The sequence below is a fragment of the Ruegeria halocynthiae genome (assembly GCF_000743705.1).
Taxonomy (GTDB): domain Bacteria; phylum Pseudomonadota; class Alphaproteobacteria; order Rhodobacterales; family Rhodobacteraceae; genus Ruegeria; species Ruegeria halocynthiae_B.
The window spans coordinates 592,992-617,022 of record NZ_JQEZ01000002.1 but is presented as its reverse complement, the minus strand read 5'-3'; the positions used below and the strand labels follow the sequence as shown (position 1 = coordinate 617,022).

The following is a 24,031-nucleotide window of genomic DNA, read 5'->3' as shown; positions in this document are numbered from 1 at the left end:
CGTCATCTGGGTGCATGAACGATATACCGGCCTCGGTTAGCGCTTCCGCTCTGGGACATATATCCCTTTTGCACCAAAGATTTCAGCGCGCGGAAAAACGTCGGGCGCGAAACACTTTGAACAAGCGTGTGTTCGATCAGACCGAAAGTGCGAACTTCCTGGTCGGCTTTGGACAATTCTTCGGCTGCGTAATAAATATCGCGTTCAACCGGAGAGAGCTGCTCCAGCCCCAATGTCCGTTCCATGCTCTGCATCAGTTTGCGCAGTTCGGTCAATTTCGAGATTTCTGTCATATTGCTACCCGTTCTCCTCAGTGTCGCCTGTCGCGGTGCCGCGACAGATATGGACATACTGATCCGAGTGTTTCTCGGTATGTCTCATATTGACACTCACCCCCTTTAGAATACACTAGTTATCTGATTAGGTTGCTCAATTCGCGAATGTGAGTGTGCGTGCGAGCTACCCAAAGGTCTTTTCAAGTTTGGCCCGGTGCTTTTGCGCCGGGCTTTTTCATCATAATGACACGATGAGATACCCGAACCGGGCAATTCGGGCAACGCATTTGTCTGTGCATGTTACGAATTACAACTTTAGGGGGAAAGCGCTGAGGTGAGACACCTCAGGGAAAAGGGGGCGATGTCGCCCCCTTAAAGTCGTTTAACCGATTGCGACGGCTTTAATGTCGTCGTCGATGAAGGGCAGGTACTGCTCAAAGTTTGCAGCAAACATCTGCACCAGTTTCTCGGCCTGCTTGTCGAAGGCCGCCTGATCATCCCAGGTGCGGCGCGGGTCCAGCAGGACCTCGGCAACGCCGGGTACAGCGACCGGAACGTCAAAGCCGAAGTTCGCGTCCTTGCGGAACTCGGCATCGCGCAGCGAACCCTCCAGTGCTGCGGTCAGCAGGGCGCGGGTGGCGCGGATCGGCATCCGGCTGCCAACGCCATAGGCACCACCGGTCCAACCGGTGTTCACCAGCCAGCAGGTCGCGCCGTGCTGGGCGATCTTGTCTCGCAGCAGGTTGCCATAGACTTCGGGGCGGCGCGGCATGAACGGCGCGCCGAAACAGGTCGAGAAGGTCGGCTGGGGTTCGGTGACGCCGCGCTCGGTCCCGGCCACCTTCGAGGTGAAGCCCGACAGGAAGTGATACATCGCTTGCGCCGGGGTCAGCCGTGCGATCGGAGGCAGCACGCCGAACGCATCACAGGTCAGCATGATGATGTTCTTGGGGTGCCCGCCCATTGCGCTGCTGGACGCGTTCGAGATGTATTCAAGCGGGTAGGCGCAGCGCATGTTCGCGGTCAGCGAGTCGTCTTCGAAATCCAGTTCCTTGGTTTCGGGATCGAAGACCATGTTTTCAATCACGGTGCCGAACTTGCTTGTGGTCGCATAAATTTCCGGCTCGGCCTCGGCGTTCAGGTTGATCGTCTTGGCATAGCAGCCGCCTTCGAAATTGAAGGTGCCGCGGTCCGACCAGCCATGTTCGTCGTCCCCGATCAGGGTGCGCGAAGGGTCGGCGGACAGGGTGGTTTTGCCGGTGCCGGACAGGCCAAAGAACACGGCGGTGTCGACGGCATTGCCAACGGCGTGGTTGGCCGAACAGTGCATCGGCATCACGCCTTTTTCAGGCAGCATATAGTTCAGCAGGGTGAACACGGATTTCTTGTTCTCGCCTGCGTATTCAGTGCCGCCGATCAGGATCAGCTTACGGTCGAAGTTCAGCGCAATCACGGTCTCGCTGTTGCAGCCATGCTTTTTCGGGTCGGCCTGAAAGCTGGGGCAGTTGATGACGGTGAAATCTGCGGCGAACTCATCCAGGTCTTCACGGTCCGGACGACGCAGCAGGTGGCGGATGAACAGGTTGTGCCAGGCCAATTCGGTGACCATGCGGACATTGATCGAATAGGCCGGGTCGGCGCCGCCCACGAGATCCTGCACAAAGTAGTCGCGGCCCTTCATATGCGCCAGCATATCTTCATAGAGCGCATCGAACCCTTCGGGGGTCATCGCGGCGTTGTTTTCCCACCAGATTGTATCGGTGACGCTGTCAGTTTTGACGACGTGCTTGTCCTTGGGCGACCGGCCGGTGAATTTGCCAGTTGTGACCAGAAAGGCACCGCCTTTGCCAAGCGTACCTTCGCCCCGCTTGAGAGCCTCTTCGATCAGCGCCGGTTCCATGAAGTTGTAATAGACATTGCCCAGACCCTCGATGCCCTGATCTTCGAGGCGGAATTGCGGGTTAACCCGTCCAGATGTCATGTGTGTCTTCTCCTGTGGCGGCGCGATGGCAGTTGGGCCAGCTGCGCTCTTGGGGCATTATGCCGGGATGAATCCGGCGGACAGCCGGGTCTTATCACGGTCATTTAGGGCATGAACAGGACGGTTTGGCGCAGTTAGCGCAACCAAGCCCAGGTTTAGCGCCACCAAGAATTTCCTGCCGGAAATCAGGGCGCTTTTCTGTGCGCATTAACGGCTTTTTTGCCGCAGCTGTGTGACAACAATCGCACGATTCGCAGATACGGATTGATTCGCGGTCTTAAAAACGCCAAAAAAGCCATACTAATAAGCGAAATATTGCATGAGTGAGCAGGAATAGGGGTTAACCCGATGTCAAAGATTGCACTGGTGGATGACGACAGAAACATTCTGACGTCTGTTTCCATGACCCTGGAAGCCGAAGGCTTCGAGGTCGAAACTTATAATGACGGGCAAGCCGCCCTGGATGCGTTCAACAAGAAATTACCGGACATGGCGGTGCTGGATATCAAGATGCCGCGTATGGATGGCATGGATCTGTTGCAGCGTCTGCGACAGAAAACCCAGATGCCGGTCATCTTTCTGACCTCGAAGGACGATGAGATAGACGAGGTTCTGGGCCTGCGCATGGGTGCGGACGATTACGTCAAGAAACCGTTTTCGCAGCGTTTGCTGGTCGAACGCATCCGCGCGCTGCTGCGCCGGCAAGAGGCGACCAACGGCGAGGTGACGAACGCCACCACCGGTGACACCAAGGTTATGGAGCGGGGCGAGCTGCGGATGGACCCGCTGCGCCATGCAGTCAGTTGGAAAGGGTCGGATGTCTCGCTGACGGTGACCGAGTTCTTGTTGCTGCAGGCCCTGGCGCAGCGTCCGGGATTCGTCAAAAGCCGGGATCAGCTGATGGATGTTGCCTATGATGATCAGGTTTATGTGGACGACCGTACCATCGACAGCCACATCAAGCGTCTGCGCAAAAAGATGCGCGCCGCAGATTCAGAGTTTTCGGCCATCGAAACACTGTACGGCATTGGGTACAGGTACAACGAAGAGTAAGGACGGCCGCTTTCAAGGGGTAACTGGGTCTCGTGCGCGATACTGAACAAGCCAGCGATATGCGGGACGGAGATGTCGTTCTGGGGGATGACTGGGTCATCCCGCAGGATGCCGACGTGGCCGGTCTGCGCGCATCGCGTGCGCAGCGCAATCTGTTTTCCTTGCGCGGTTCGCCCCTTGCCAGAAAGATCATTACCTTCAACCTGATCGCGCTTGTGATCCTCGTCACCGGATTGTTGTATCTGGACGATTCCCGAAAAGATCAGGTGCAGCAGACCGCGCGCAACCTGATCGGGGATGCGCAGCTTGTCAGCAATGTGTTCGAGGCCCAATTGCGCCAGAAAACATCCGGCTCTGCGCAGAATACCGGCGCGCTGGATGTGAAGGGCACGCTTGCGGGTCTCAGCCTTCCCGAAGCGGGTGAGGTCTTTGTTTATGACGCAGGTGGTACGCTGATCGGCTGGACCCGGGGGGCCTCGACGTTATCGCAACCCCCGGTTTTGCTGAGATCCGAAGCCGAGATGCAGACTGGCAGCACACTGATTAGTGACTCGCTGAACGCGGTCTGGACTGGAATCTCCAAGATTTTTTCTTGGGGCGAACCTGAGGAGGCGCCGACCCTGGCGCAGCGTGTTCAGGAAATTATCCCGCAGGCACTGGATGGGCAGATGCAGGTTCAGGCGGTCAAGGATGATGCCGGGCAGACTGTCATCGTCGCTGCCGCACCGATTCAGTTGTCTGGTGTACCCGTGGGCGCCGTTGCCATGGCGGGTCCTCCGGGTGAGATCGACGCCCTAGCCCGGCAACAGCAGGAACGTATCCTGCAAATGTTCGTTGTCGCCCTGTTGGTGTCGATCGGGCTTAGCCTTGTTCTGGCGTCAACGATTGCCAACCCGCTGGCGGATCTGGCTGCTGCGGCTGAGATGGGCAAGGACCGCGGGGCCGGGGTTAATCCCGGTCGTATCCGCATCCCCGATCTCAGCGCGCGCCCGGATGAGATCGGCCGCCTCAGCAGTGCTTTGCGGAGCATGGTGACCGCACTTTACAATCGCATCGACGCCAACGAACAATTCGCGGCAGATGTTGCGCATGAAATCAAGAACCCGCTGGCCAGTCTGCAATCGGCGGTGGGAACCCTGCGTATGGTCAAACGCGATGATCAGCGCGAAAAGCTGATGGGCGTGATCGAACATGACGTGCGCCGTCTGGACCGCCTGGTCAGCGATATCTCGAACGCGTCCCGTCTGGATGCGGAACTGGTCAAGGAAGAAGAGCAACCCTTTGACCTGCTGAAACTGATCGGCAATATCGGTCAGCACCTTGGCGAAGAGGCCCGCGCAAAGGGGATCGACTATATTTCGGATCTGCCCTCTCAGCCGGTTGTCGTGAACGGGTTGGAGGCACGGCTGGCTCAAGTCTTTGTCAACCTGGTCACCAACGCGATCTCGTTTTGCGAGGAAAGCGATGCCATCCGGGTCTGGGTGCGACGGCGGGAAAACCGGGTTCTGATCGTGGTCGAGGATACCGGCCCCGGTATCCCCGAACAGGCGTTGACCAAAGTGTTCACGCGGTTTTATTCACAACGCCCGGAAGAGCATTTCGGAAACAATTCCGGGCTTGGGTTGGCGATTTCCAAACAGATCGTCGAAGCCCACGGGGGCGTTATCTGGGCCGAGAACATTCGCCCTACGGCGGCAGATATCACTTCTGACCCCTTGGGCGCGCGCTTTGTCGTTGGCCTTCCGGTTTAAGACATGTGTGGTGGGACGCTCTTAGACACACACAATCTGGAGACTGCCATCATTCACGCCACCTGCGTCGCCGTCGCGGGGCAGGGTGCGCTGATCGTCGGGCGCTCGGGCGCGGGCAAATCGGCGTTGGCTTTGCAGATGATGGGGAATGGCGCGGCTTTGGTTGCGGATGACAGGGTTGTGTTGCGCATGGTCGATGGGCGTGCGGTGGCCGATGCGGCCCCGAACCTTGGCGGGTTGATCGAGGCGCGCGGTATCGGAATTTTACGCGCACAAGCGGCTGGGCCGACGCTGGTCAGCCTTGTGGTGGATCTGGATCAGGAAGACCCGTCGCGCCTGCCCGAGCCCAGCCATGCACAGGTCCTGAGGCAAACCGTTCCCTTGCTTCTGGCCGCCGGCACACCCAATTTACCGGCAGCACTCATGCAGCTTCTGAAAATGGGACGTGTGAACCCGCAATGGCCCAACACATGACAACGCAGCGGCGCATCGTTCTTGTAACAGGCCCCTCAGGGGCGGGCCGTTCGACCGCGATTCGCGTTCTCGAGGATTTGGGCTTTGAAGCCATCGACAATCTGCCGATGGGGTTGCTGCTGCGCCTGCTGGACGGTGCCGAAAGCGATCGCCCCATGGCGCTGGGCATTGACGCCCGCAACCGCGATTTTTCGACCATCGGTTTTATCGAACTGGTCGCCCGCTTGCGCCGCATGGAGCATGTCGAAGTGACCACGCTCTATCTGGATTGCAGTGACGAGGTGCTGCTGCGGCGGTTCTCGGAAACCCGCAGGCGGCACCCGGTCGCGATGGATGCCAGCCCCGAGACCGGGGTACGGCAGGAAAAAGAACTTCTGGCCCCAATCCGCGAGATTGCTGACACCCTGATTGAAACCAGCCCGCTGAACGTCCACCAACTGCGCGAAGAGGTCGAGCGGTGGTTCGCGCCGCAGGGTGGGCGTCATCTGGCCGTGTCGATTGAATCGTTTTCGTACAAACGTGGCCTGCCGCGCGGTCTGGACATGGTGTTCGATTGCCGCTTTTTGACCAACCCGTATTGGTGCCCGGAACTGCGGGCAGAAGATGGTCGAAACCTGGGTGTGGCGCGCTATGTTCAGTCCGATAAGAATTATGCACCGTTTTTTGACCGGGTGGTCGATCTGTTGACCCTGTTGTTGCCGGCCTTCCGTGCCGAGGGTAAGGCCCATCTTTCGGTGGCATTTGGCTGCACCGGGGGGCAACACAGATCGGTGGCCATGGCCGAGGCGGTTGCAAAAGCCCTTGCGGAGGAGGGGCAGCAAGTGGCAATTAGACACCGCGAAATGGAACGTCGATCGTTGAATGTGAGGCCGGATTGATCGGGATCGTACTCGTAGCACATGGCGGGCTGGCGCAGGAGTATCTGGCAGCCCTGCAGCATGTGGTCGGAAAACAGCCGGGTCTGGCCGCGATCTCGATCGAGGCCGATCATGACCGCGATGCGAAGCAGGCCGAGATTTGCGCGGCCGCCGACAGCGTGGATATGGGCGGCGGCGTTGTGGTGGTGACGGACCTGTTCGGCGGCAGCCCGTCGAATCTGAGCCTGCGCGCCTGCGCACCGCAGGATCGGCGTATCCTTTACGGTGCAAATCTGCCTATGTTGATCAAATTGGCTAAAAGTCGCCACCTGCCCATCGGAGATGCGGTGCGGCAGGCGATGGAGGCTGGACGCAAATATATCAACGCGCAAAATGTGACGTTGGAAGAAGACCGGACTGATTAAGAATGACCAACCGAAGCTTGAAAATTATCAATGAAAAGGGCCTGCACGCCCGCGCCTCGGCAAAGCTGGTCGAGGTGGTCGAAGGGTTCGATGCGCAGGCCGAGGTGTCCAAGGACGGGCTTTCTGCGTCGGGGGACAGCATAATGGGCCTTTTGATGTTGGCAGCGTCACGCGGAACGACTATTGACGTCGAGACGTCCGGGCCGGATGCTGAGGCGTTGGCTGATGCTGTGGAAACACTGGTGAACGACAAGTTCGGCGAAGGTTTCTGACACATCCGCCGCGATACGAAGAACGGGAAAACCAGGAATTGGCGGAAACCACGCACGAAACCAAGACAGGCCAGGTGGCAGATAAAGCCGCGGACGAAGGCGAAATCTACGACCGTAGAACGCTGACCTATGCAAATTCCTTCGATGACGTCTGGACCTCGACAGCCATTCGCGCGATCGAATGGTGCACGGGCAAGCTGACCATTTTGCGTATGGTCAACAAGTTCGAGAAGAAGAACGAATATTATCGCGGTCAACGGTTCTGGGGCGGCGCGCTTGAGGTCATGGGCATCAAGCTGACCACCCCGCAGGAACAGATGGCGCGCATTCCGAAAACAGGCCCGGTTGTTGTGGTGGCGAACCACCCTCATGGAATGGTCGATGGTATGATACTGGCCGAACTGATCGGGCAGGTGCGCAATGACTACCGTATCCTGACGCGCTCGGTTCTGACCGGTCTTGATGAAGCGGCGACATCCTTCATGATCCCGGTACCATTCCCGCATGACCCCGAAGCGCAGACCAAGATGCTGGAAATGCGCGGCAATGCGATGGATCATCTGAAAAACGGCGGTGTTGTTGCCCTGTTTCCGTCCGGCGTTGTGATGTCATCCGATGATTGGTTCGGTCCGGCGCAGGAACGTGAGTGGAATGTCTTTACCGCGAAAATGATCCGTCGATCGGGGGCACAGGTTGTTCCGATCTTTTTCCCGGGCCGAAACTCGCGCGCTTATCAGATCGCCAACAAACTGTCGCCGATCCTGCGGCAGGGGCTTTTGCTGCATGAAATTGTCCGCTCGTGCAACAAACCCCAATCACCGGTTATCGGTGAACCTGTTTCGGACGAGGATATGCAGCTTTTGGAGCGTGACCCACGCGGTTTCATGGCATGGCTCAGAAAGCGCACACTTGCTTTGGGTCCGTCCCAGAAATCCTGACCCGCGTGCCGTGATCTGACGATCCGGCCGCAGGTCAGAGGGGTGCCTATCTGACGCTATCGCGTCGGAACAGGGGTTTCGCCACGATAGTCATAAAAGCCCCGCTCGGTCTTGCGCCCCAGCCAACCAGCTTCGACATATTTGGTCAGAAGGGGGCAGGGGCGGTATTTGGTGTCCGCCAGACCTTCATGCAGCACATTCATGATGGCAAGGCAGGTATCCAGACCGATGAAATCGGCCAGTTCCAATGGACCCATCGGGTGATTTGCGCCCAGTTTCATGGATTGGTCGATGGATCGCACATTTCCAACGCCTTCGTACAGGGTGTACACCGCTTCGTTGATCATGGGCATCAGGATGCGGTTCACAATGAACGCTGGGAAATCCTCGGCGCTGGCAGCGGTTTTACCAAGACGATCGACAACGGTTTTGCACGCGCTGAACGTCTCTTCGTCGGTGGCGATGCCGCGGATCAACTCTACCAACTGCATGACCGGAACAGGATTCATGAAGTGGAACCCCATGAACCGTTCGGGCCGGTCTGTGCGGCTGGCCAGTCGGGTGATCGAGATCGACGAGGTGTTGGATGTAAGGATCGTATGCGGCAGCAAATGCGGTTGCAGGTCTTCGAAAATCGCCTGCTTGATCGCCTCGCGTTCAGTGGCGGCCTCGATCACCAGATCCGTCTGACCCAGCTGCGGCAGCTCCAGCGTGGTATTGATCCGGCTAAGTGCGGTATGCATGGCCTCTTCGGTGATCTTCCCACGTGAGGCCTGGCGCGCCATATTGCCTTCTATCGTTGCAATCGCGTCGTCCAATGCGTCTTGGCTTACGTCGTTCAGCAGCACGTCATAGTCCGCCAGGGCCAGCACATGTGCAATGCCGTTGCCCATCTGGCCTGCGCCAATTACTCCGACTGATTTTACATCCATAATCTGGTGCCTCTGTATCACGGTTACTCAGACACTATCGGTAGTTCGGGGCAGGCGGCAAGAGGAGCGAACCCAACGAATTTGTTTAAAATACGCACATTAGGAATTCCTCAAGACATAAGACCGCAAGATGGCAACCGGGTGAAAAATTGGGTGAGTGTTATGAGCTATCATCAAACAGGCTCGGGGGGACCCGAGGATGCCGTATGTCAATACGATGGGTCGCGACTGTGGTTTCGCGGCCCGCGCCGGGTGCTGGACCTGCCATATATGGCCTGCGTCGGAGGAGAGGAGACCCACGGACGTTTCGTCGAATACCCCTTTGCCGCAATTCTTGAAGAGCGTTTGGGCCAGCGCTGCGTGAATTTCGGCAGCTTGTTCTGCGGCGTCGATGCACTGTGCGGCGATGAAGGGCTGGTCAGCCTGCTGAACGGGGCCGAGCTGTGTATTCTGCAAACGCCGAATGTACTGGGGCAATCGAATCACTTTTATCGGGTCCACCCCAGGCGCAACGATCGGGTCCTGGCCCCTACAGACAACCTGGTCGATCTCTACCCCGAGATTGACTTTACCGACGTGCATTTCGTGCGCCATCTGATGGCCCGCCTGCGCGGTTTTCGAGACGCGCGTTTTGAGGTCGTGGCGGAAGAGCTGCGCCGGAATTGGGCCAAACGGATCAGTTCCTTCCTTCGCCGACTGCAAGTGCCGGTTTTCCTGATGCACCTGCGTGTTCAGCATCAAATGGTCGGGGAACATCAGGTTGAAGAGGCAGGTGTCTCCGTGACCGATCAGATGCTTGAGGCCCTGCGCCCTTATTGTGTCGGCAGCGCGGATGTTAATGCGTGTGTTTCGGGGCAATCTGATGAGCTTGAAGATCTATTGTTCGGGACGCTTCAGCAGCCCCTGGCAGAGCATATGATCGGCCCCGCGACGCACAGGTCCATTGCGAATATGCTGATAGGATCAGTTCGGAACTTGAATTGAAAAAGGCCCGCCTATTGGCGGGCCCCACAAGATTTTTCGTCGAAAAATCTTGGTTCTGTGATCAGCCGAGTTTCTCGGTCAGTTCCGGCACCGCCTGGAACAGGTCAGCGACCAGTCCGAAATCGGCAACCTGGAAGATCGGTGCTTCTTCGTCTTTGTTGATTGCAACAATGATCTTGGAGTCTTTCATGCCAGCAAGGTGCTGGATCGCGCCCGAGATGCCGACAGCGACATACAGGTCGGGGGCGACAACCTTACCGGTCTGACCGACCTGCCAGTCGTTCGGGGCATAGCCCGAATCGACCGCGGCCCGCGACGCGCCAACGGCGGCGCCCAGCTTGTCAGCCAGCGTCTCGATCAGTTTGAAATCCTCTTCCGAGCCAACACCACGGCCGCCCGAGACAACCACGCCAGCCGAGGTCAGTTCGGGACGGTCGCTTTCAGCAACCTTGTCCTCGACCCATTCGGACAGACCCGGATTGTCGCCAACCGAGACGGTCTCGACCGCAGCCGAGCCACCTTCGCCCGCAGCGTCAAAGCTGGCGGTCCGGATGGTGACGACTTTTTTTGCGTCGTTGGATTTCACGGTCTGGATGGCGTTGCCCGCATAAATCGGGCGCTCGAAGGTTGAACCATCAACCACGCCGGACGCATCCGAGATCACCATTACGTCCAGCAGCGCGGCCACGCGTGGCATGACGTTCTTGGCGTCAGTGGTCGCGGGTGCCACGATGTGCTCATAGCCATCAGCCAATCCCACGATCAGTGCAGCGGTCGATTCCGCCAGGCGGTGACCCAGCGAGGCATCTTCGGCAACCAGCACCTTGGACACACCGTCGATCTTGGCGGCAGCCTCACCAGCCGCAGCGGCAGAACCGCCAGCGGCCAAGACGGTCACGTCGCCCAGTACCTTTGAGGCGTTGACGGCCTTGGCGGTGGCGTCCATCGCCAGTTCGCCGTTATTCACTTCGGCAAGCAGAAGTACAGCCATTACACAGCCCCCGCTTCTTTGAGTTTCTCGACCAGCTCGTCAACCGAGCCTACGACGATACCCGCGGCACGTGCGGCAGGTTCCTCGGTTTTGACGACTTCCAGACGCGGTGTGACGTCGACGCCGTAATCGGCGGCGGTCTTCTCGTCCAGCGGCTTTTTCTTCGCCTTCATGATGTTGGGCAGCGACGCATAGCGCGGCTCGTTCAGACGCAGGTCAACGGTGACGATGGTCGGCATCTTGACGCTGATGGTCTGCAGGCCGCCGTCAACCTCACGGGTGATCTTGGCGTTGTCGCCTTCGATATCAACCTCAGAGGCGAATGTGCCTTGCGACCAGCCCAGCAGGGCCGACAGCATTTGGCCGGTGGCGTTCATGTCGTTGTCGATCGACTGCTTGCCAGCCAGCACGATGCCGGGCTGCTCTTCCTCGACCACTTTGGCCAGAATCTTGGCAACCGCCAGCGGTTCGATGTCCTGGTGGACGTCGTCAGCTGCGATCACCAGAATGGCGCGGTCTGCGCCCATAGCCAATGCGGTCCGCAGGGTTTCCTGCGACTGCTTGACACCGATCGACACGGCGATGACTTCGTCCGCTTTGCCGGCTTCTTTCAGGCGAATGGCCTCTTCGACGGCAATTTCGTCGAATGGGTTCATCGACATTTTGACATTGGCGAGATCAACACCGCTGCCGTCCGCTTTGACGCGAACTTTCACGTTATAGTCGATCACGCGTTTGACAGGCACAAGTACCTTCATTTTTGCGTACGCTCCTTACAAAAACGGCAAGCCGCGTTGCGACTCCACCAATGCTCTCGGTGGCCTCAATAGCGTCTCCGCCCGTGCGACAACAGGGCAAAATCGTCATGACATGAACTTGAGACGTCGCGTTTCGTAATTTTTGACGCAACGGAGAGCAAGAATATTGCTTGGCCGCCGATTTCCTAGCGGTTTGCGCCGGGAACCCACAACACATCCGCCGTCCCGTTTTCATTGGCGCACCGGGCAGCCACGAAAAACCAGTCGCTCAGACGGTTGAGGTATTTCACTGCAACCACATTGACGGGTTCCATGTTGGTCAGCTCGACCGCCAGCCGTTCGGCCCGGCGCGAGACAGTCCGGCAGACATGCAGTTGCGCTGCCAGACGCGAGCCGCCGGGCAGGATGAAACTGCGCAGTGGCTCCAGCGTTTCATTCATTGCGTCAATTTCCGCTTCCAGCCGGTCGATCTGGGCCGGAATGATACGCAGCGGCGGATAATCCGCCTCGGCATCCTTTTCCATTTCCGGGCGGCAAAAATCGGCCCCCAGATCGAACAGATCATTTTGGATGCGTGACAGGGCGGTTTCGACGTCGCCTTCGGCCTCGGTGCGGGCCACGCCAACAAAGGCGTTCAATTCGTCGACCGTGCCATAGGCGGCCACACGGCCGGAATACTTGGCAACCCGTTCACCATTGCCCAGCGCCGTTTTCCCGTCGTCGCCAGTGCGGGTGTAAATCTTGTTGAGTACGACCATTTACTGACCTCCTTGTCCGCGCAGCCAGACGTAGAGCACGATCAGCACCACGGCTATGAACTGAAACAGGATGCGCAATTGCATCATCTTGTTGCTTTTCACGGCAGCGGACTTGCCGCTTTTGCCGAAGTTGAAGATGCCAATCGCCAGCACGACGACAACCGCCGCCATGGCCAACAGCAAAACGACCATCAAAAGGTCCATGAGCACACCGTCCGCATTTCTTATTTCCTTGGCCTATCATCTAGCCTTATGGGCCTGAAAAGCGAACGGGTAATTTCGCCTCAGACGTCCGAAAGGATGCGGTCGATGGTGCGGGTCGGCAGGATCCGGCGCAGCCATCCGGCGATATAGGTCGGCGTTGTCACATAGTACCGCGGGCGGGGCCGTTTCGATTCGACCGCATGGGCCAACTTGTCGGTCACGGCCGAGGCGGGCAGTTCGAATTTGTCCGGCCCTGAGGATTCGTACAGCCTTTTCAACAAGGACGTCTCATACCGTTCGCGCAGGGCCGAGTTCTGCCAGTTGATGTAACGCTCGAAGTGGGGGATCGAGTTTACGCGGATTTTCGATGTGATCGGGCCGGGTTCGATCAGGATGACCTTGATGTCGGTATCCGCCAGTTCCAGGCGCAACGTGTCCGTCAGCCCTTCGATCGCGTATTTCGTTGCCACATAGGCACCGCGCCAAGGAAAAGCCACCAGGCCCAGCACGGATGAATTCTGCACGATTCGCCCATGTCCCTGCGCCCGCATGATCGGTATCACCTGCCGGGTCAGCTCGTGCCAGCCAAAAAAATTGGCCTCAAATATCTGACGCAGACCGTCGGTCGGCAAATCCTCGACCGCGCCGGGCAGGCCGTGCGCACCATTGTTGAATAACGCGTCCAGCGTGCCGCCTGTGGCCTCCAGCACTTCGGCCAGCCCCTGGGTGATGCTGCCGGAATCGGTATAGTCAATTCGGGGGCTTTCAAAGCCCTGCGCCCGCAGCCGGTCGCAATCGCGTTGCTGGCGGCAGGATGCAAACACCCGCCAACCGCGCGCACGCATTCCATGAGCTGCGTCAAGGCCAATGCCGGATGAGCAGCCGGTGATAAGAATGGTTTTCTGCATGATCTTCCTGAAGCTGAACCTGAGTTGAAGCTATGGTCAGGTTCGGGTCAGGACAATGACACCACGACGTCAGTTTGCAGTTTTTTGGACCAGTGACGCCGAAATCCATCCGACCTGTTGCGCAGGCAACACGCGCAGGCGCAGCCAGCCGGTTCCGGATTCGCTCAGAACCTCGACCTTTTGGCCGATGGCCACCTTGCCGATGATGGGATAGATGGTGCCCGGCCCGTCACGGACGTTGACGCGGGTTCCGGTAATCTCGCGGATGTCTTTCTTGGGTTCAAAGACTTCGGTGGTCTGATCCTGAACATCCAAAACGGTCTGTTGCAGCCCGGCCACGCCGTCCTCAAGCGAGGCAAGCGTTATGCTGGCGGCCTGATCGTCAAACGCCGTCAGGCCGGAAAACCCTTCCAGGTTGGCCGGCACAGGTACTGCTGCTGCGGCGTCTTCTGTTGGGGTGGTTTCCGTTTCCACACGCGTCAATGGGGTGCGCAGGGCAACGTTGGTCACCAGATCCCGGGCCTGTGTGGATGCAGGTGGCGCCGGTTTCGGAGTTGCGGCAACACGTACAGGTTGCTCGGCGCGCAGGCCACGCGGTTCGAAATTCGGCCCGTCGCTTACTACGTAAAAGCACCAACCCAGTGCGGCGAAAGTCATAACAATAAGGCGCGTCATGGCGCATCCCCCGGTAATCGCAAGAAACAAGAAATAGGCAGCAGTCTAATTCAGTCAGGATACCATATTTCCTGGACTGAGTCGAAAGACGGGGGAAATCGGGGGGTTGTCTCCCCCTGTTGCAAAAAGCGCGACTTGTCCCCAGCTAAATATGCGCTGCTTGCTTTACCAAAGCGCGCTTGCGGCGTATCACATCATATATGAACGATACGATAGACGACCCCAACATGGAGGCCCCCGGCAATGGGGGCGAGATAGCCGAGCCGCTGCGCCGCGCGATTGGCGAACGCTATCTGACCTATGCGCTGTCCACCATCATGCACCGGGCGTTGCCCGATGCGCGGGATGGTCTGAAGCCGGTGCATCGGCGAATCCTTTACGCGATGCGCGAGCTGCGGCTGAACGCAACCGGTGGGTTCCGTAAATCCGCGAAGATTTCGGGCGACGTGATGGGTAACTATCACCCGCATGGCGATGCCGCGATTTACGACGCGATGGCGCGTCTGGCGCAGGATTTCAACGTGCGTTACCCGCTGGTCGACGGTCAGGGGAACTTTGGCAATATCGACGGTGATAACCCGGCCGCCTCGCGGTACACCGAGGCGCGGATGACCATCGTGGCCGAAGCGCTGCTTGAGGGTCTGAACGAGGACGCCGTCGATTTCCGCGACAACTATGATGGCACGCTGACTGAACCGGTCGTGCTGCCTGCGCAGTTCCCGAACCTGTTGGCGAACGGGTCCAGCGGTATCGCGGTGGGCATGGCGACCAATATTCCGCCGCACAACATCTCGGAGCTATGCGATGCCTGTCTGCATCTGATCAAGGCGCCGGATGCGCGCGACGATACATTGCTGAACTATGTCCCCGGCCCGGATTTCCCGACCGGTGGCGTGATTGTTGAGCCGCCCGAGAACATCGCACAGGCCTATCGCACCGGACGCGGCAGCTTCCGCCTGCGCTGTAAGTACGAGGTCGAGGATCTGGGCCGCGGCCAATGGCAGATCATCGTCACCGAGATTCCTTATCAGGTTCAGAAATCCAAGCTGATCGAAAAGATCGCCGAACTGATCCAGACCAAGAAAATCCCGATCCTTGCCGATGTGCGCGACGAATCCGCCGATGACGTTCGCCTGATCCTTGAGCCGCGTTCCAAGAATGTGGACCCCGAGGTGCTGATGGGGATGCTCTACCGCAACTCGGACCTTGAGGTACGGTTCAGCCTGAACATGAACGTGCTGATCGACGGGGTGACACCCAAGGTCTGTTCGATGAAAGAAGTGCTGCGCGCCTTCCTTGATCACCGGCAAGAGGTGCTGCTGCGCCGCTCGCGCCATCGCATGGCGAAGATTGATCATCGTCTGGAAGTGCTGGAAGGTTTCATCGTTGCCTTTCTCAATCTGGATCGCGTGATCGACATCATCCGTTACGACGACGACCCTAAAGCCGCGCTGATGCGCGAGGATTGGGGCATCGACCACGTCCGCGCCACCAACGAGGCTGACTATGTCTCGCCCAAGCCGGGCGAAGGCGAGCTGTCCGAGGTTCAGGTCGACGCAATTCTCAACATGCGTCTGCGGTCTTTGCGGCGTCTTGAGGAAATGGAACTTGTCCGTGAGCGTGACGCGCTGATGGAAGAACGCGCCAACCTTGAGGATCTGCTGGCTGACGAGGGCCTGCAATGGGACAGTATCGCCGAGCAACTGAAAGAGACCAAAAAGACGTTTGGCAAGGATTACGAAGGCGGCGCACGCCGCACCCAATTCGCCGAGGCGGGCAACGTCGAAGAAGTGCCGCTTGAGGCGATGATCGACAAGGAACCGATCACGGTGGTCTGCTCTCAGATGGGTTGGATACGTGCCATGACCGGCCATATCGACCTGAAGCGCGAGTTGAAGTTCAAGGACGGCGACGGCCCGCGTTTCATCTTCCACGCGGAAACCACCGACCGGTTGCTGGTGTTTGCCTCGAACGGGCGGTTCTACACGCTCAGCGCCGCCAATATGCCCGGTGGGCGGGGGATGGGTGAGCCGCTGCGCCTGATGGTCGATCTGCCGAACGAGGCGCAGATCATTGACATCCTGATCCACAAGCCGGGGCGCAAACTGCTGGTGGCCTCGGATGCGGGCAACGGCTTTATGGTGCCCGAAGATGAGGTGCTGGCCCAGACCCGCAACGGCAAGCAGGTGTTGAATGTCAAAGGTGACGAGACCGCGATGATCTGTAAACCGGTTGGGGGCGACCACGTGGCCGTGGTGTCCCAGAACGGCAAGTTTCTGGTCTTCCCGGTCGACGAACTGCCCGAGATGACCCGTGGTAAGGGTGTGCGCTTGCAGAAATACAACATGGCCCGTGGGCGTCAGGGCACGCTGGAGCTGGATGGCGGGTTGTCCGACATCACCACTTTCGACTGGAACGAAGGTCTGAAATGGTCCATGGGTGGCGACAAAACCCGGCATGAGGCGGACTTGTCGCAATGGCTGTCCAAACGCGCCAGTGTCGGGAAAAAACCGCCCTACGGCTTCCCGCGCGACTATAAATTCTCGTGATCGCGCGCCATCAATGGTGGATTTCTGCCGATACGGCTTGGCACAACCCGTATCGGTGCGTTAGATCAAAGCAAAACAAACCTATCGGGACGTGACCATGATCCGCATTCTGACTCTGATTTCCGGACTGGCCCTGATGGGCGCTTGCACGCAGACACAGCTTTATGAAGAACCCGAAAATCTGGGTGAATTCAAATTGCGTGTGAATTACGCCTTTGCCGACAAGGCCGTGAAAGGCCCGGTGTCGCGGGACGCAACCCCCGAGGAATGGACCGCCGCCATCCAGAACGCGGTCGATATCCGGTTGGGCCGGTACGAGGGCGCGCAGGATTATGACATCGGCATCAGCCTCGAAGGGTACATGCTGGCACCTCCGGGTGTGCCGGTGGTGTTCAACCCCAAAAGCACGGCCATCGTTCTGGTGAACGTCTACGACGTGAACAAGAAAGAGTTCATCGCCAAGGGCAAACAGTTCCAGGTGCTGGAAGATACCACCGGCGGCAGTGCGCTGAAGGGGTCGGGCCACGCCCGTACGCGCGAGGAACAGATGAGCGGTCTGGCGCTGAAAGTGGCGGACCGTGTCGAAGAGTGGCTGGCAGAAGAACACCAGGACAATGGCTGGTTCGACAGGCGGCCCAATCTGATCCAGCCGTTGGATTCCACAGAGGTCACGCAAAATCCGGCGTGAAGATCGGGTTTTCCGAAGGATGTGCTTGATTTTCCCCTTTGAACCCAATATCTCGCGCGCGCAGATGTAACCACGGGACCAAGGGTCCCCCAAATCGCAAAAGGGCGCCTGAGGAATGGCAAAGGAAAAGTTTGAGCGTAACAAGCCGCACGTCAACATCGGCACGATTGGCCACGTTGACCACGGCAAGACCACGCTGACCGCAGCGATCACCAAGTATTTTGGTGACTTCAAAGCGTATGACCAGATTGACGGCGCGCCGGAAGAAAAAGCCCGCGGCATCACGATCTCGACCGCCCACGTGGAATACGAGACTGACAACCGCCACTATGCGCATGTCGACTGCCCCGGCCACGCCGACTATGTCAAGAACATGATCACCGGTGCGGCGCAGATGGACGGCGCGATCCTGGTTGTGAACGCCGCTGACGGCCCGATGCCGCAGACCCGCGAGCACATCCTGCTGGGCCGCCAGGTTGGCATCCCGACCATGGTCGTGTTCATGAACAAAGTTGACCAGGTTGACGACGAAGAACTTCTGGAACTGGTGGAAATGGAAATCCGCGAGCTGCTGTCTTCGTATGACTACCCCGGCGACGACATTCCGATCATTGCCGGTTCGGCTCTGGCCGCGATGGAAGGCAACAACCCGGAGATTGGCGAAGAATCGATCCGCAAGCTGATGGCGGCCGTGGATGAGTACATCCCGACACCTGAGCGCGCTGTTGACCAGCCGTTCCTGATGCCGGTCGAAGACGTGTTCTCGATCTCGGGTCGTGGTACGGTTGTGACCGGTCGTGTCGAGCGTGGCGTGATCAACGTTGGCGACGAGATCGAAATCGTCGGCATCCGCGACACTCAGAAAACCACCTGTACCGGCGTTGAAATGTTCCGCAAGCTGCTGGACCGCGGCGAAGCGGGCGACAACATCGGCGCCCTGCTGCGCGGCATCGACCGTGAAGGCGTTGAGCGTGGTCAGGTTCTGTGTAAGCCGGGTTCGGTGACACCGCACACCAAGTTCGAAGCCGAAGCCTATATCCTGACCAAGGATGAAGGTGGCCGTCACACGCCGTTCTTCGCGAACTACCGCCCGCAGTTCTACTTCCGTACGACTGACGTGACCGGCACCGTGACCCTGGCCGAAGGCACCGAGATGGTCATGCCCGGCGACAACGTGTCGTTCGGCGTTGAGCTGATCGCGCCCATCGCGATGGAAAACGGCCTGCGCTTCGCCATCCGCGAAGGCGGCCGCACCGTCGGCGCCGGCGTCGTCTCGAAAATCGTCGAGTAAGTCGGTAGGCCGGGCTTCAGCCCGGCACATCGGTGAAACAAAGAAGGCCGTTCCTTAGGGGGCGGCCTTTTTCGTTTTTCTGTGAGTGTGCCCGGGCACTGTCAAGATTTCAAACCGTGGTCGTAAGAAGGCTTACTTCTGTTATGAAGGGAGCGGTTCTCAACCGCTATTGATGCCTTTCTATGCCGAGATTACCCTCGTCAAAACAAGAACATAAAATGCGAGACCACCACCCTTTGGATTCGATAAGGGTTAACGATGCCCGTTAGCTCACTAGGCTCAGACTGTCGCGCACCTTAGTGCGACGGCTTCACTTCAGCGCAGCCTCCGCCGCAGTCCGCACGGCCCGAATGTTCTCGCCATAGACGTTAGGCTGGTCCACCGACCCACCCTTGAACACCGCTGACCCGGCGACCAGTACGTCTGCTCCAGCGGCGGTAAGCAGGGGGGCGGTATTGGGGTCAACGCCGCCGTCGATCTCGATATGCACGGGGCGGTCGCCGATCATCTGGCGCAGTTTGCGAACCTTGCTGGTCATGTCGATGAACTTTTGCCCGCCGAAGCCCGGGTTCACTGTCATGACGCACACCAGATCGGTCAGGTCCAGCAGATGCTCGACTGCCTCGGCCGGGGTGCCGGGGTTCAGCGCCACACCGGCCTTCATACCGGCGGCGCGGATTGCCTGAAGGGTGCGGTGCGTGTGGGCTCCGGCCTCGATATGGGCGGTCAGAATGTCGGCCCCGGCGTCGGCATAGGCCTGAATGTAGGGATCGACCGGGGTGATCATCAGGTGCACGTCCATCACCGTTTTCACATGCGGGCGAAAGGCTTTGACGGCGGGCGGGCCGAAGGTCAGGTTCGGCACGAAATGGCCATCCATCACATCGACATGAACCCAGTCGGCGCCCTGGGCTTCGATGGCCTGAATCTCGGCGCCGAAATTGGCGAAATCGGCGGACAGGATCGACGGGGCGATCTTGATGGTGCGGTCAAAGCTCATGGCGGCCTCATGTCAGATGAAGAGTCGGGATCGCGTATACCCGTGCGCGCATCGGATGGGTAGCCCCTGCGCCATTCGGCCCGTTACAAAACTTTCACCACGCTGACACACAGCCGTTGAACACCACCTGTAGCTGGACGCCAATATGAATTGGGGGTGGCCTGTGCTGCGGATCGAGAAACTGACCAAACGCTTCGGCGACAATATCGCTGTGGATGCGGCAAGGCTGGATGTGGACAAACCCTGCATGATTGGCATCATTGGTCGATCCGGGGCTGGCAAATCGACGCTGTTGCGGATGATCAATCGCCTGACTGATTCCAGCGATGGTCAAATCCTGTTCGAAGGCCGCGATGTCACCCAGCTAAAAGGCCGTGAAAAACGCGCCTGGCAGGCCGATTGCGCCATGATTTTCCAGCAGTTCAATCTGGTGCCGCGCATGGATGTGGTCACGAATGTGCTGCATGGCACGCTGAACCGGCAGTCGACCCTGGCCACCATGTTCAACCTGTTCCCGACCGAGGACATTCACCGCGCCATCGACATTCTGGACCGTCTGGGCATCGCCGAACATGCGCCAAAACGGGCCGAGGCGCTGTCGGGTGGGCAGCAACAGCGTGTCGCCATCGCGCGCGCCCTGATGCAGGACCCCAGCATCATTCTGGCGGATGAGCCTATCGCCTCGCTGGACCCGATGAATGCGCAGGTTGTGATGCAGACGCTGCGCCGTATCCACGAAGAGGATGGCCGCACCGTCATCGCCAACCTGCATACGTTGGATACCGCGCGCCGGTACTGCGACCGCGTGGTGGGTATGCGCGACGGGCGCATCGTATTCGACGGGTTGCCCGAACAGCTGACCACCGGCGTCGCGCGTGAGATCTACGGCGCTGACGCCAGCTTCTCGGAAGAGGCGACCTCGACCGAGATTGAGACGCTGGATGCGACCCGCAAGGCGCTGATGGAAGCCGAAGCTGTCATCTAGGCCCACACACCCCTTTCATCGACCGGCCGATGACAGGCCGGCGCAATCAAACTGGAGAGAGACAGATGAAAAAACTGATTGCCGCCTTTGTGGCGACCACCGCGCTGGCCGTACCCGCCATGGCGCAAGAGATCAGCGAATTCCGCATCGGCATTCTGGGCGGCGAGAACGCGCAGGACCGTCTGAGCAAACAGGAATGCCTGCGTCAACAGACCGAAGACCTGCTGGGCGTCGAGACAAAGTTGTTTGCCCCTGCCGACTATAACGGTGTTATTCAGGGTCTGCTGGGCGGCACCATCGACATGGCCTGGCTGGGTGCGTCGGGTTACGCCAAGACCTATCTGAGCGATCCCGAAGCGGTTGAGCCGGTTCTGGTCAAGGTCAACACCGATGGCAGCTACGGCTACTACTCGATTGGGTTTGCCCGCAAGGACAGCGGCATCACCTCGCTGGACAACATGAAGGGCAAGACCTTTGGTTTTGGTGATCCCAACTCGACGTCGGGCTTTCTGATCCCGTCGATTGAAATCCCCGCCGCCACAGGGGCAACCATGGCTTCGGGCGATTATTTCGGTGAGGTCAAATTCACCGGTGGTCACGAGCAAACCATTGTGGCCGTAAACAACGGCGATGTGGACGCGGGCGTGACCTGGGCCGACGGTCTGGGTGATTGGGAAGACGGTTATCAGTCCGGCGCGCTGCGCCGTGCGGTGGATGCCGGGTTGGTCGACATGAACGACATGGTCGAAATCTGGAAATCCAAGCCGATCCCCGAAGGCCCGTTCGTGGTGCGTTCCGAGCTGCCTGAGGATGTCAAAATCAAGATGACAGGAATGCTGGCCTCGATGAATTCGATTGACCCGGATTGCATGTACAACGTTCTGGGTGGCGAATCCAAAGGCCTGATGCCGATCACCCATGACGCCTACGAAGTCATCATCGAAGCGCGCAAGCTGAAGTCCAACTAAGCCTGCATATCCAATACGCGGGGTCCGGTGAAAAACCGGACCCCGTTTTTCCATCAGGAGCATTCCATGACAGACCTGACTGCTGGGTCCCCGACCGTCGATCAGATCCGCGACGACTATACCGAGATGGCGCGGCGCAAGAGGGTCTATGGTGGTATCCTTCTGATCCTGTTCGTTGCCATGATGGCTGCAGGTTTCCGCACCGCCGACGATCGCAACGCAGGCAGCTTTATCGACGGCTGGCACCGCGTGCTGGACTATCCGGCCGAGGTCCTGTCGGAAGCCTGGGAAAAGATCGCCGAGATGCCCGCGCATCTGGTCACATTTTTCCCAGCGCTGGTTGAGACGCTGAATATCGCTGCGGCCTCGACGCTGATCGGCGCGATTGTGGGGACGTTTCTGGCGCTGATGTCGACGCGCGGCATGGCCTATTGGCCATCGCTGATCCCTGTGTTCCGACGTATTTCGGATGTTTTCCGGGCCGTTCCGGAAATCGTCATCGCTTTGGTGTTGATCTTCATTCTGGGTGGCGGCCCGGTGCCCGCGATGATCGCTATCGCCATTCATACGGCGGGGGCGCTGGGCAAGCTGTTTTCCGAGGTAAACGAGAACGCCTCGCTCAAACCCGTTGAGGGGCTGCATTCGGTGGGCGCAAACTGGTCGCAGCGCATGTATCTGGGGGTGATCCCGCAGGTCGGGCCGAACTATGTCAGCTATGCCTTGCTGCGGTTCGAGATCAACATTCGCGCTTCGGCCATTCTGGGTTTTGTCGGTGCCGGAGGGCTGGGGTATGAGCTGCGCAACGCGATGTCCTGGGGGCAGGGACGTTACGACGAGGCGGCCGCCATCTTTGTCCTGCTGTTTGTCACCATCGTCATCGTGGATCAGATTTCGGGATATCTGCGCGACCGCCTGACCCACGGAACCGAGAAAGGAGCGCGGGCATGAGCACCTTTGCCACCGACCTGACCATTGACGACCTGAAGACCGAAGTTGATCGTATGTTCAGCCGCAAACGGCTGGTGAATTTCGGTTTGCCCGCACTGGTGCTGGTTTACCTGTCTTATGTGTTCTTTGCCTTCGACGTCTCCGGGTTGGCCGGTCGGGCGAATTGGGAAAACGGCAAAACGCTGATTGCCGACAGCTATAGCTACAAAACCCATGTCACGCGCGACAACCGCAACGGCGAGGTGTCCGTTGCCATCGAGGGTGAGCGCAAGGGCAGCTATCCCGACGGGCAGGCCCCGGATTGGGTGGCGCTGGGTGAAACGACCGTGGTTGATCTGGAGGATGGTCACATCGTGCGCTTCGGGCCCGAAACCGTGGAATATGACATCCCGGGCTATGGCACCGTCCGGGCAACGCCGACCCGCGCGGCGGGCGTGCAGGCGGAATTGCCCACTGACAAGGTGCCCGACTGGATCAATATGTCCAAAAACCGGATGGCGATCACCACGGATGCGGGCCGCCTGACGGTCACGCGCAACCGGTCCGAAGTGTTCCGCTATTTCACCGGGTGGGAGCTGTTCTGGTTCACGCTCGACAGCCCGTACTACGGCAAATCCTTTCCCGAGTTGGCCGGTCTGGCAGCGCAGGGCGAAGCCGGGGCAATCCTGAATGATTTCTGGACCAACAAGATGTGGCGGCATCAGGATGTGGCCTGGGCCATATTTGAGACAATCCTGATGGCGTTTCTGGGCACATTGGGTGCAGGAATGGTCGCGCTGCCTCTGGCATTTCTTGCGACGCGCAATTTCAACCCACTGAAAACGGTCCGGTTCGCCACACGACGGGTGTTCGATTTCGTGCGCGGTGTGGACGCGCTGATCTGGACCGTCGTACTGGCGCGCGCCTTTGGGCCCGGCCCGCTGACCGGGGCGCTGGCCATTCTGGTGACGGATACCGGAACGTTCGGCAAGATATTCTCGGAAGCGTTGGAAAACGTCGATCAGAAACAGATCGAAGGCGTACAGTCCACCGGGGCCAACGCGCCGCAGCGTTATCGGTTTGGCGTGATCCCACAGGTGACGCCGGTACTGCTGAGCCAGCTGTTGTATTTCCTCGAATCCAACACCCGCAGCGCAACGGTGATTGGCGCGATAACAGGCGGCGGCATTGGCTTGCTGCTGACGCAGGCGATCATCACGCAGAAAGATTGGGAGGAGGTGGCCTATTACATCGTCCTGATCATCCTGATGGTGATGCTGATGGACTGGTTCTCAGGCTGGCTGCGTCGGCGTCTGATACAAGGCGAAACTGGGCCAAGGCGGAGAACGGCTCAGACCGGAAAAGCAGGCTGAGATTCACGGGGCAA

The 24,031-nt window shown here is 58.9% G+C and carries 25 protein-coding genes; 15 read left to right on the top strand and 10 right to left on the bottom strand.

Annotated features, from left to right (window positions below; translation table 11 throughout):
- Window positions 1–2 precede the first annotated feature (2 nt).
- Both JT51_RS09400 and JT51_RS09395 read right to left on the bottom strand, forming a co-directional pair.
- Entirely contained in the window at window positions 3–293 is a 291-nt protein-coding gene (locus tag JT51_RS09400) for a hypothetical protein (RefSeq protein WP_037311077.1), read from the bottom strand.
- Window positions 294–657: 364 nt separating this feature from the next.
- Window positions 658–2,256 carry a phosphoenolpyruvate carboxykinase gene (locus JT51_RS09395; RefSeq protein WP_037311074.1) on the bottom strand — a complete coding sequence of 533 codons (1,599 nt, stop codon included), beginning with the start codon at window positions 2,254–2,256 and terminating at the stop codon, window positions 658–660.
- Between the two features lie 348 nt (window positions 2,257–2,604).
- On the opposite strand from JT51_RS09395, the gene JT51_RS09390 reads away from it, so the two are divergent.
- The 7 genes from JT51_RS09390 to JT51_RS09360 are packed head-to-tail and all read left to right on the top strand — an operon-like array spanning window position 2,605 to window position 8,026.
- On the top strand, window positions 2,605–3,309 hold the full coding sequence (locus JT51_RS09390) for a response regulator transcription factor (protein ID WP_037311071.1): 705 nt from the start codon (window positions 2,605–2,607) through the stop codon (window positions 3,307–3,309).
- Window positions 3,310–3,341: 32 nt separating this feature from the next.
- Complete coding sequence (locus tag JT51_RS09385; RefSeq protein WP_037311068.1) at window positions 3,342–5,060, top strand: sensor histidine kinase; 1,719 nt, start codon at window positions 3,342–3,344, stop codon at window positions 5,058–5,060.
- 3 nt (window positions 5,061–5,063) lie between these two features.
- Window positions 5,064–5,534: an HPr kinase/phosphorylase gene (locus JT51_RS09380; protein ID WP_051927469.1), complete on the top strand. Its 471-nt coding sequence runs from the start codon at window positions 5,064–5,066 to the stop codon at window positions 5,532–5,534.
- Window positions 5,531–6,412, top strand: coding sequence for an RNase adapter RapZ (gene rapZ / locus JT51_RS09375; RefSeq protein ID WP_051927468.1), 882 nt, complete (start codon window positions 5,531–5,533; stop codon window positions 6,410–6,412). Before JT51_RS09380 ends, rapZ begins: the two co-directional genes overlap by 4 nt.
- Entirely contained in the window at window positions 6,409–6,816 is a 408-nt protein-coding gene (locus JT51_RS09370; protein WP_037311063.1) for a PTS sugar transporter subunit IIA, read from the top strand. The genes rapZ and JT51_RS09370 overlap by 4 nt, the downstream gene beginning before the upstream one ends.
- Window positions 6,817–6,818: 2 nt before the next feature.
- Window positions 6,819–7,088, top strand: a complete 270-nt coding sequence (locus JT51_RS09365) for an HPr family phosphocarrier protein (RefSeq protein ID WP_037311060.1) — start codon at window positions 6,819–6,821, stop codon at window positions 7,086–7,088.
- Window positions 7,089–7,126: 38 nt separating this feature from the next.
- Complete coding sequence (locus JT51_RS09360) at window positions 7,127–8,026, top strand: lysophospholipid acyltransferase family protein (protein WP_037311057.1); 900 nt, start codon at window positions 7,127–7,129, stop codon at window positions 8,024–8,026.
- Window positions 8,027–8,082: 56 nt separating this feature from the next.
- Here the strand turns inward: JT51_RS09360 and JT51_RS09355 are convergent, their stop codons facing one another.
- Entirely contained in the window at window positions 8,083–8,958 is an 876-nt protein-coding gene (locus JT51_RS09355; RefSeq protein ID WP_037311055.1) for a 3-hydroxybutyryl-CoA dehydrogenase, read from the bottom strand.
- Window positions 8,959–9,120: 162 nt separating this feature from the next.
- Here JT51_RS09355 and JT51_RS09350 point away from each other — a divergent pair, with 162 nt between their 5' ends.
- Entirely contained in the window at window positions 9,121–9,942 is an 822-nt protein-coding gene (locus JT51_RS09350; protein ID WP_037311053.1) for a DUF6473 family protein, read from the top strand.
- A 61-nt stretch (window positions 9,943–10,003) separates the two neighbouring features.
- On the opposite strand, the gene JT51_RS09345 is transcribed toward JT51_RS09350, so the two are convergent.
- The 6 genes from JT51_RS09345 to JT51_RS09320 form a co-directional block, all read right to left on the bottom strand.
- Window positions 10,004–10,933 (bottom strand): electron transfer flavoprotein subunit alpha/FixB family protein, encoded by a 930-nt coding sequence (locus JT51_RS09345; protein ID WP_037311050.1) that lies wholly within the window; start codon window positions 10,931–10,933, stop codon window positions 10,004–10,006.
- On the bottom strand, window positions 10,933–11,691 hold the full coding sequence (locus JT51_RS09340) for an electron transfer flavoprotein subunit beta/FixA family protein (RefSeq protein ID WP_037311047.1): 759 nt from the start codon (window positions 11,689–11,691) through the stop codon (window positions 10,933–10,935). The genes JT51_RS09345 and JT51_RS09340 overlap by 1 nt, the downstream gene beginning before the upstream one ends.
- A gap of 185 nt (window positions 11,692–11,876) precedes the next feature.
- A complete protein-coding gene (locus tag JT51_RS09335) occupies window positions 11,877–12,449 on the bottom strand; it encodes a cob(I)yrinic acid a,c-diamide adenosyltransferase (RefSeq protein ID WP_037311045.1) in 573 nt (190 codons plus the stop codon).
- A complete protein-coding gene (locus tag JT51_RS09330) occupies window positions 12,450–12,653 on the bottom strand; it encodes a twin transmembrane helix small protein (protein WP_037311042.1) in 204 nt (67 codons plus the stop codon). It lies immediately after the preceding gene.
- Window positions 12,654–12,733: 80 nt separating this feature from the next.
- On the bottom strand, window positions 12,734–13,561 hold the full coding sequence (locus JT51_RS09325) for an SDR family NAD(P)-dependent oxidoreductase (protein ID WP_037311040.1): 828 nt from the start codon (window positions 13,559–13,561) through the stop codon (window positions 12,734–12,736).
- A gap of 69 nt (window positions 13,562–13,630) precedes the next feature.
- Window positions 13,631–14,236, bottom strand: a complete 606-nt coding sequence (locus JT51_RS09320) for an SH3 domain-containing protein (RefSeq protein ID WP_235216141.1) — start codon at window positions 14,234–14,236, stop codon at window positions 13,631–13,633.
- 200 nt (window positions 14,237–14,436) lie between these two features.
- Here JT51_RS09320 and JT51_RS09315 point away from each other — a divergent pair, with 200 nt between their 5' ends.
- The 3 genes from JT51_RS09315 to tuf all read left to right on the top strand — a co-directional run bounded on the left by JT51_RS09315 (window position 14,437) and on the right by tuf (window position 18,764).
- Window positions 14,437–16,785: a DNA topoisomerase IV subunit A gene (locus JT51_RS09315; protein ID WP_037311037.1), complete on the top strand. Its 2,349-nt coding sequence runs from the start codon at window positions 14,437–14,439 to the stop codon at window positions 16,783–16,785.
- A gap of 97 nt (window positions 16,786–16,882) precedes the next feature.
- Window positions 16,883–17,473, top strand: a complete 591-nt coding sequence (locus tag JT51_RS09310; RefSeq protein ID WP_037311034.1) for a hypothetical protein — start codon at window positions 16,883–16,885, stop codon at window positions 17,471–17,473.
- A 115-nt stretch (window positions 17,474–17,588) separates the two neighbouring features.
- Window positions 17,589–18,764 (top strand): elongation factor Tu, encoded by a 1,176-nt coding sequence (gene tuf / locus JT51_RS09305; RefSeq protein WP_037311032.1) that lies wholly within the window; start codon window positions 17,589–17,591, stop codon window positions 18,762–18,764.
- 310 nt (window positions 18,765–19,074) lie between these two features.
- On the opposite strand, the gene rpe is transcribed toward tuf, so the two are convergent.
- Window positions 19,075–19,764, bottom strand: a complete 690-nt coding sequence (gene rpe / locus JT51_RS09300; protein ID WP_037311029.1) for a ribulose-phosphate 3-epimerase — start codon at window positions 19,762–19,764, stop codon at window positions 19,075–19,077.
- 163 nt (window positions 19,765–19,927) lie between these two features.
- Between rpe and phnC the strand changes: the two genes are divergently transcribed.
- The 4 genes from phnC to phnE (JT51_RS09280) all read left to right on the top strand — a co-directional run bounded on the left by phnC (window position 19,928) and on the right by phnE (JT51_RS09280) (window position 24,017).
- Window positions 19,928–20,749, top strand: a complete 822-nt coding sequence (phnC, locus tag JT51_RS09295) for a phosphonate ABC transporter ATP-binding protein (RefSeq protein WP_037312045.1) — start codon at window positions 19,928–19,930, stop codon at window positions 20,747–20,749.
- Between the two features lie 65 nt (window positions 20,750–20,814).
- The gene (gene phnD, locus JT51_RS09290; RefSeq protein WP_037311027.1) at window positions 20,815–21,717 is read left to right on the top strand and encodes a phosphonate ABC transporter substrate-binding protein; all 903 of its coding nucleotides are present in this window, start codon (window positions 20,815–20,817) and stop codon (window positions 21,715–21,717) included.
- Window positions 21,718–21,783: 66 nt separating this feature from the next.
- Window positions 21,784–22,665 (top strand): phosphonate ABC transporter, permease protein PhnE, encoded by an 882-nt coding sequence (phnE, locus tag JT51_RS09285; RefSeq protein ID WP_037311025.1) that lies wholly within the window; start codon window positions 21,784–21,786, stop codon window positions 22,663–22,665.
- A complete protein-coding gene (gene phnE, locus JT51_RS09280; protein WP_037311023.1) occupies window positions 22,662–24,017 on the top strand; it encodes a phosphonate ABC transporter, permease protein PhnE in 1,356 nt (451 codons plus the stop codon). Before phnE (JT51_RS09285) ends, phnE (JT51_RS09280) begins: the two co-directional genes overlap by 4 nt.
- The last annotated feature ends 14 nt before the right edge of the window (window positions 24,018–24,031 follow it).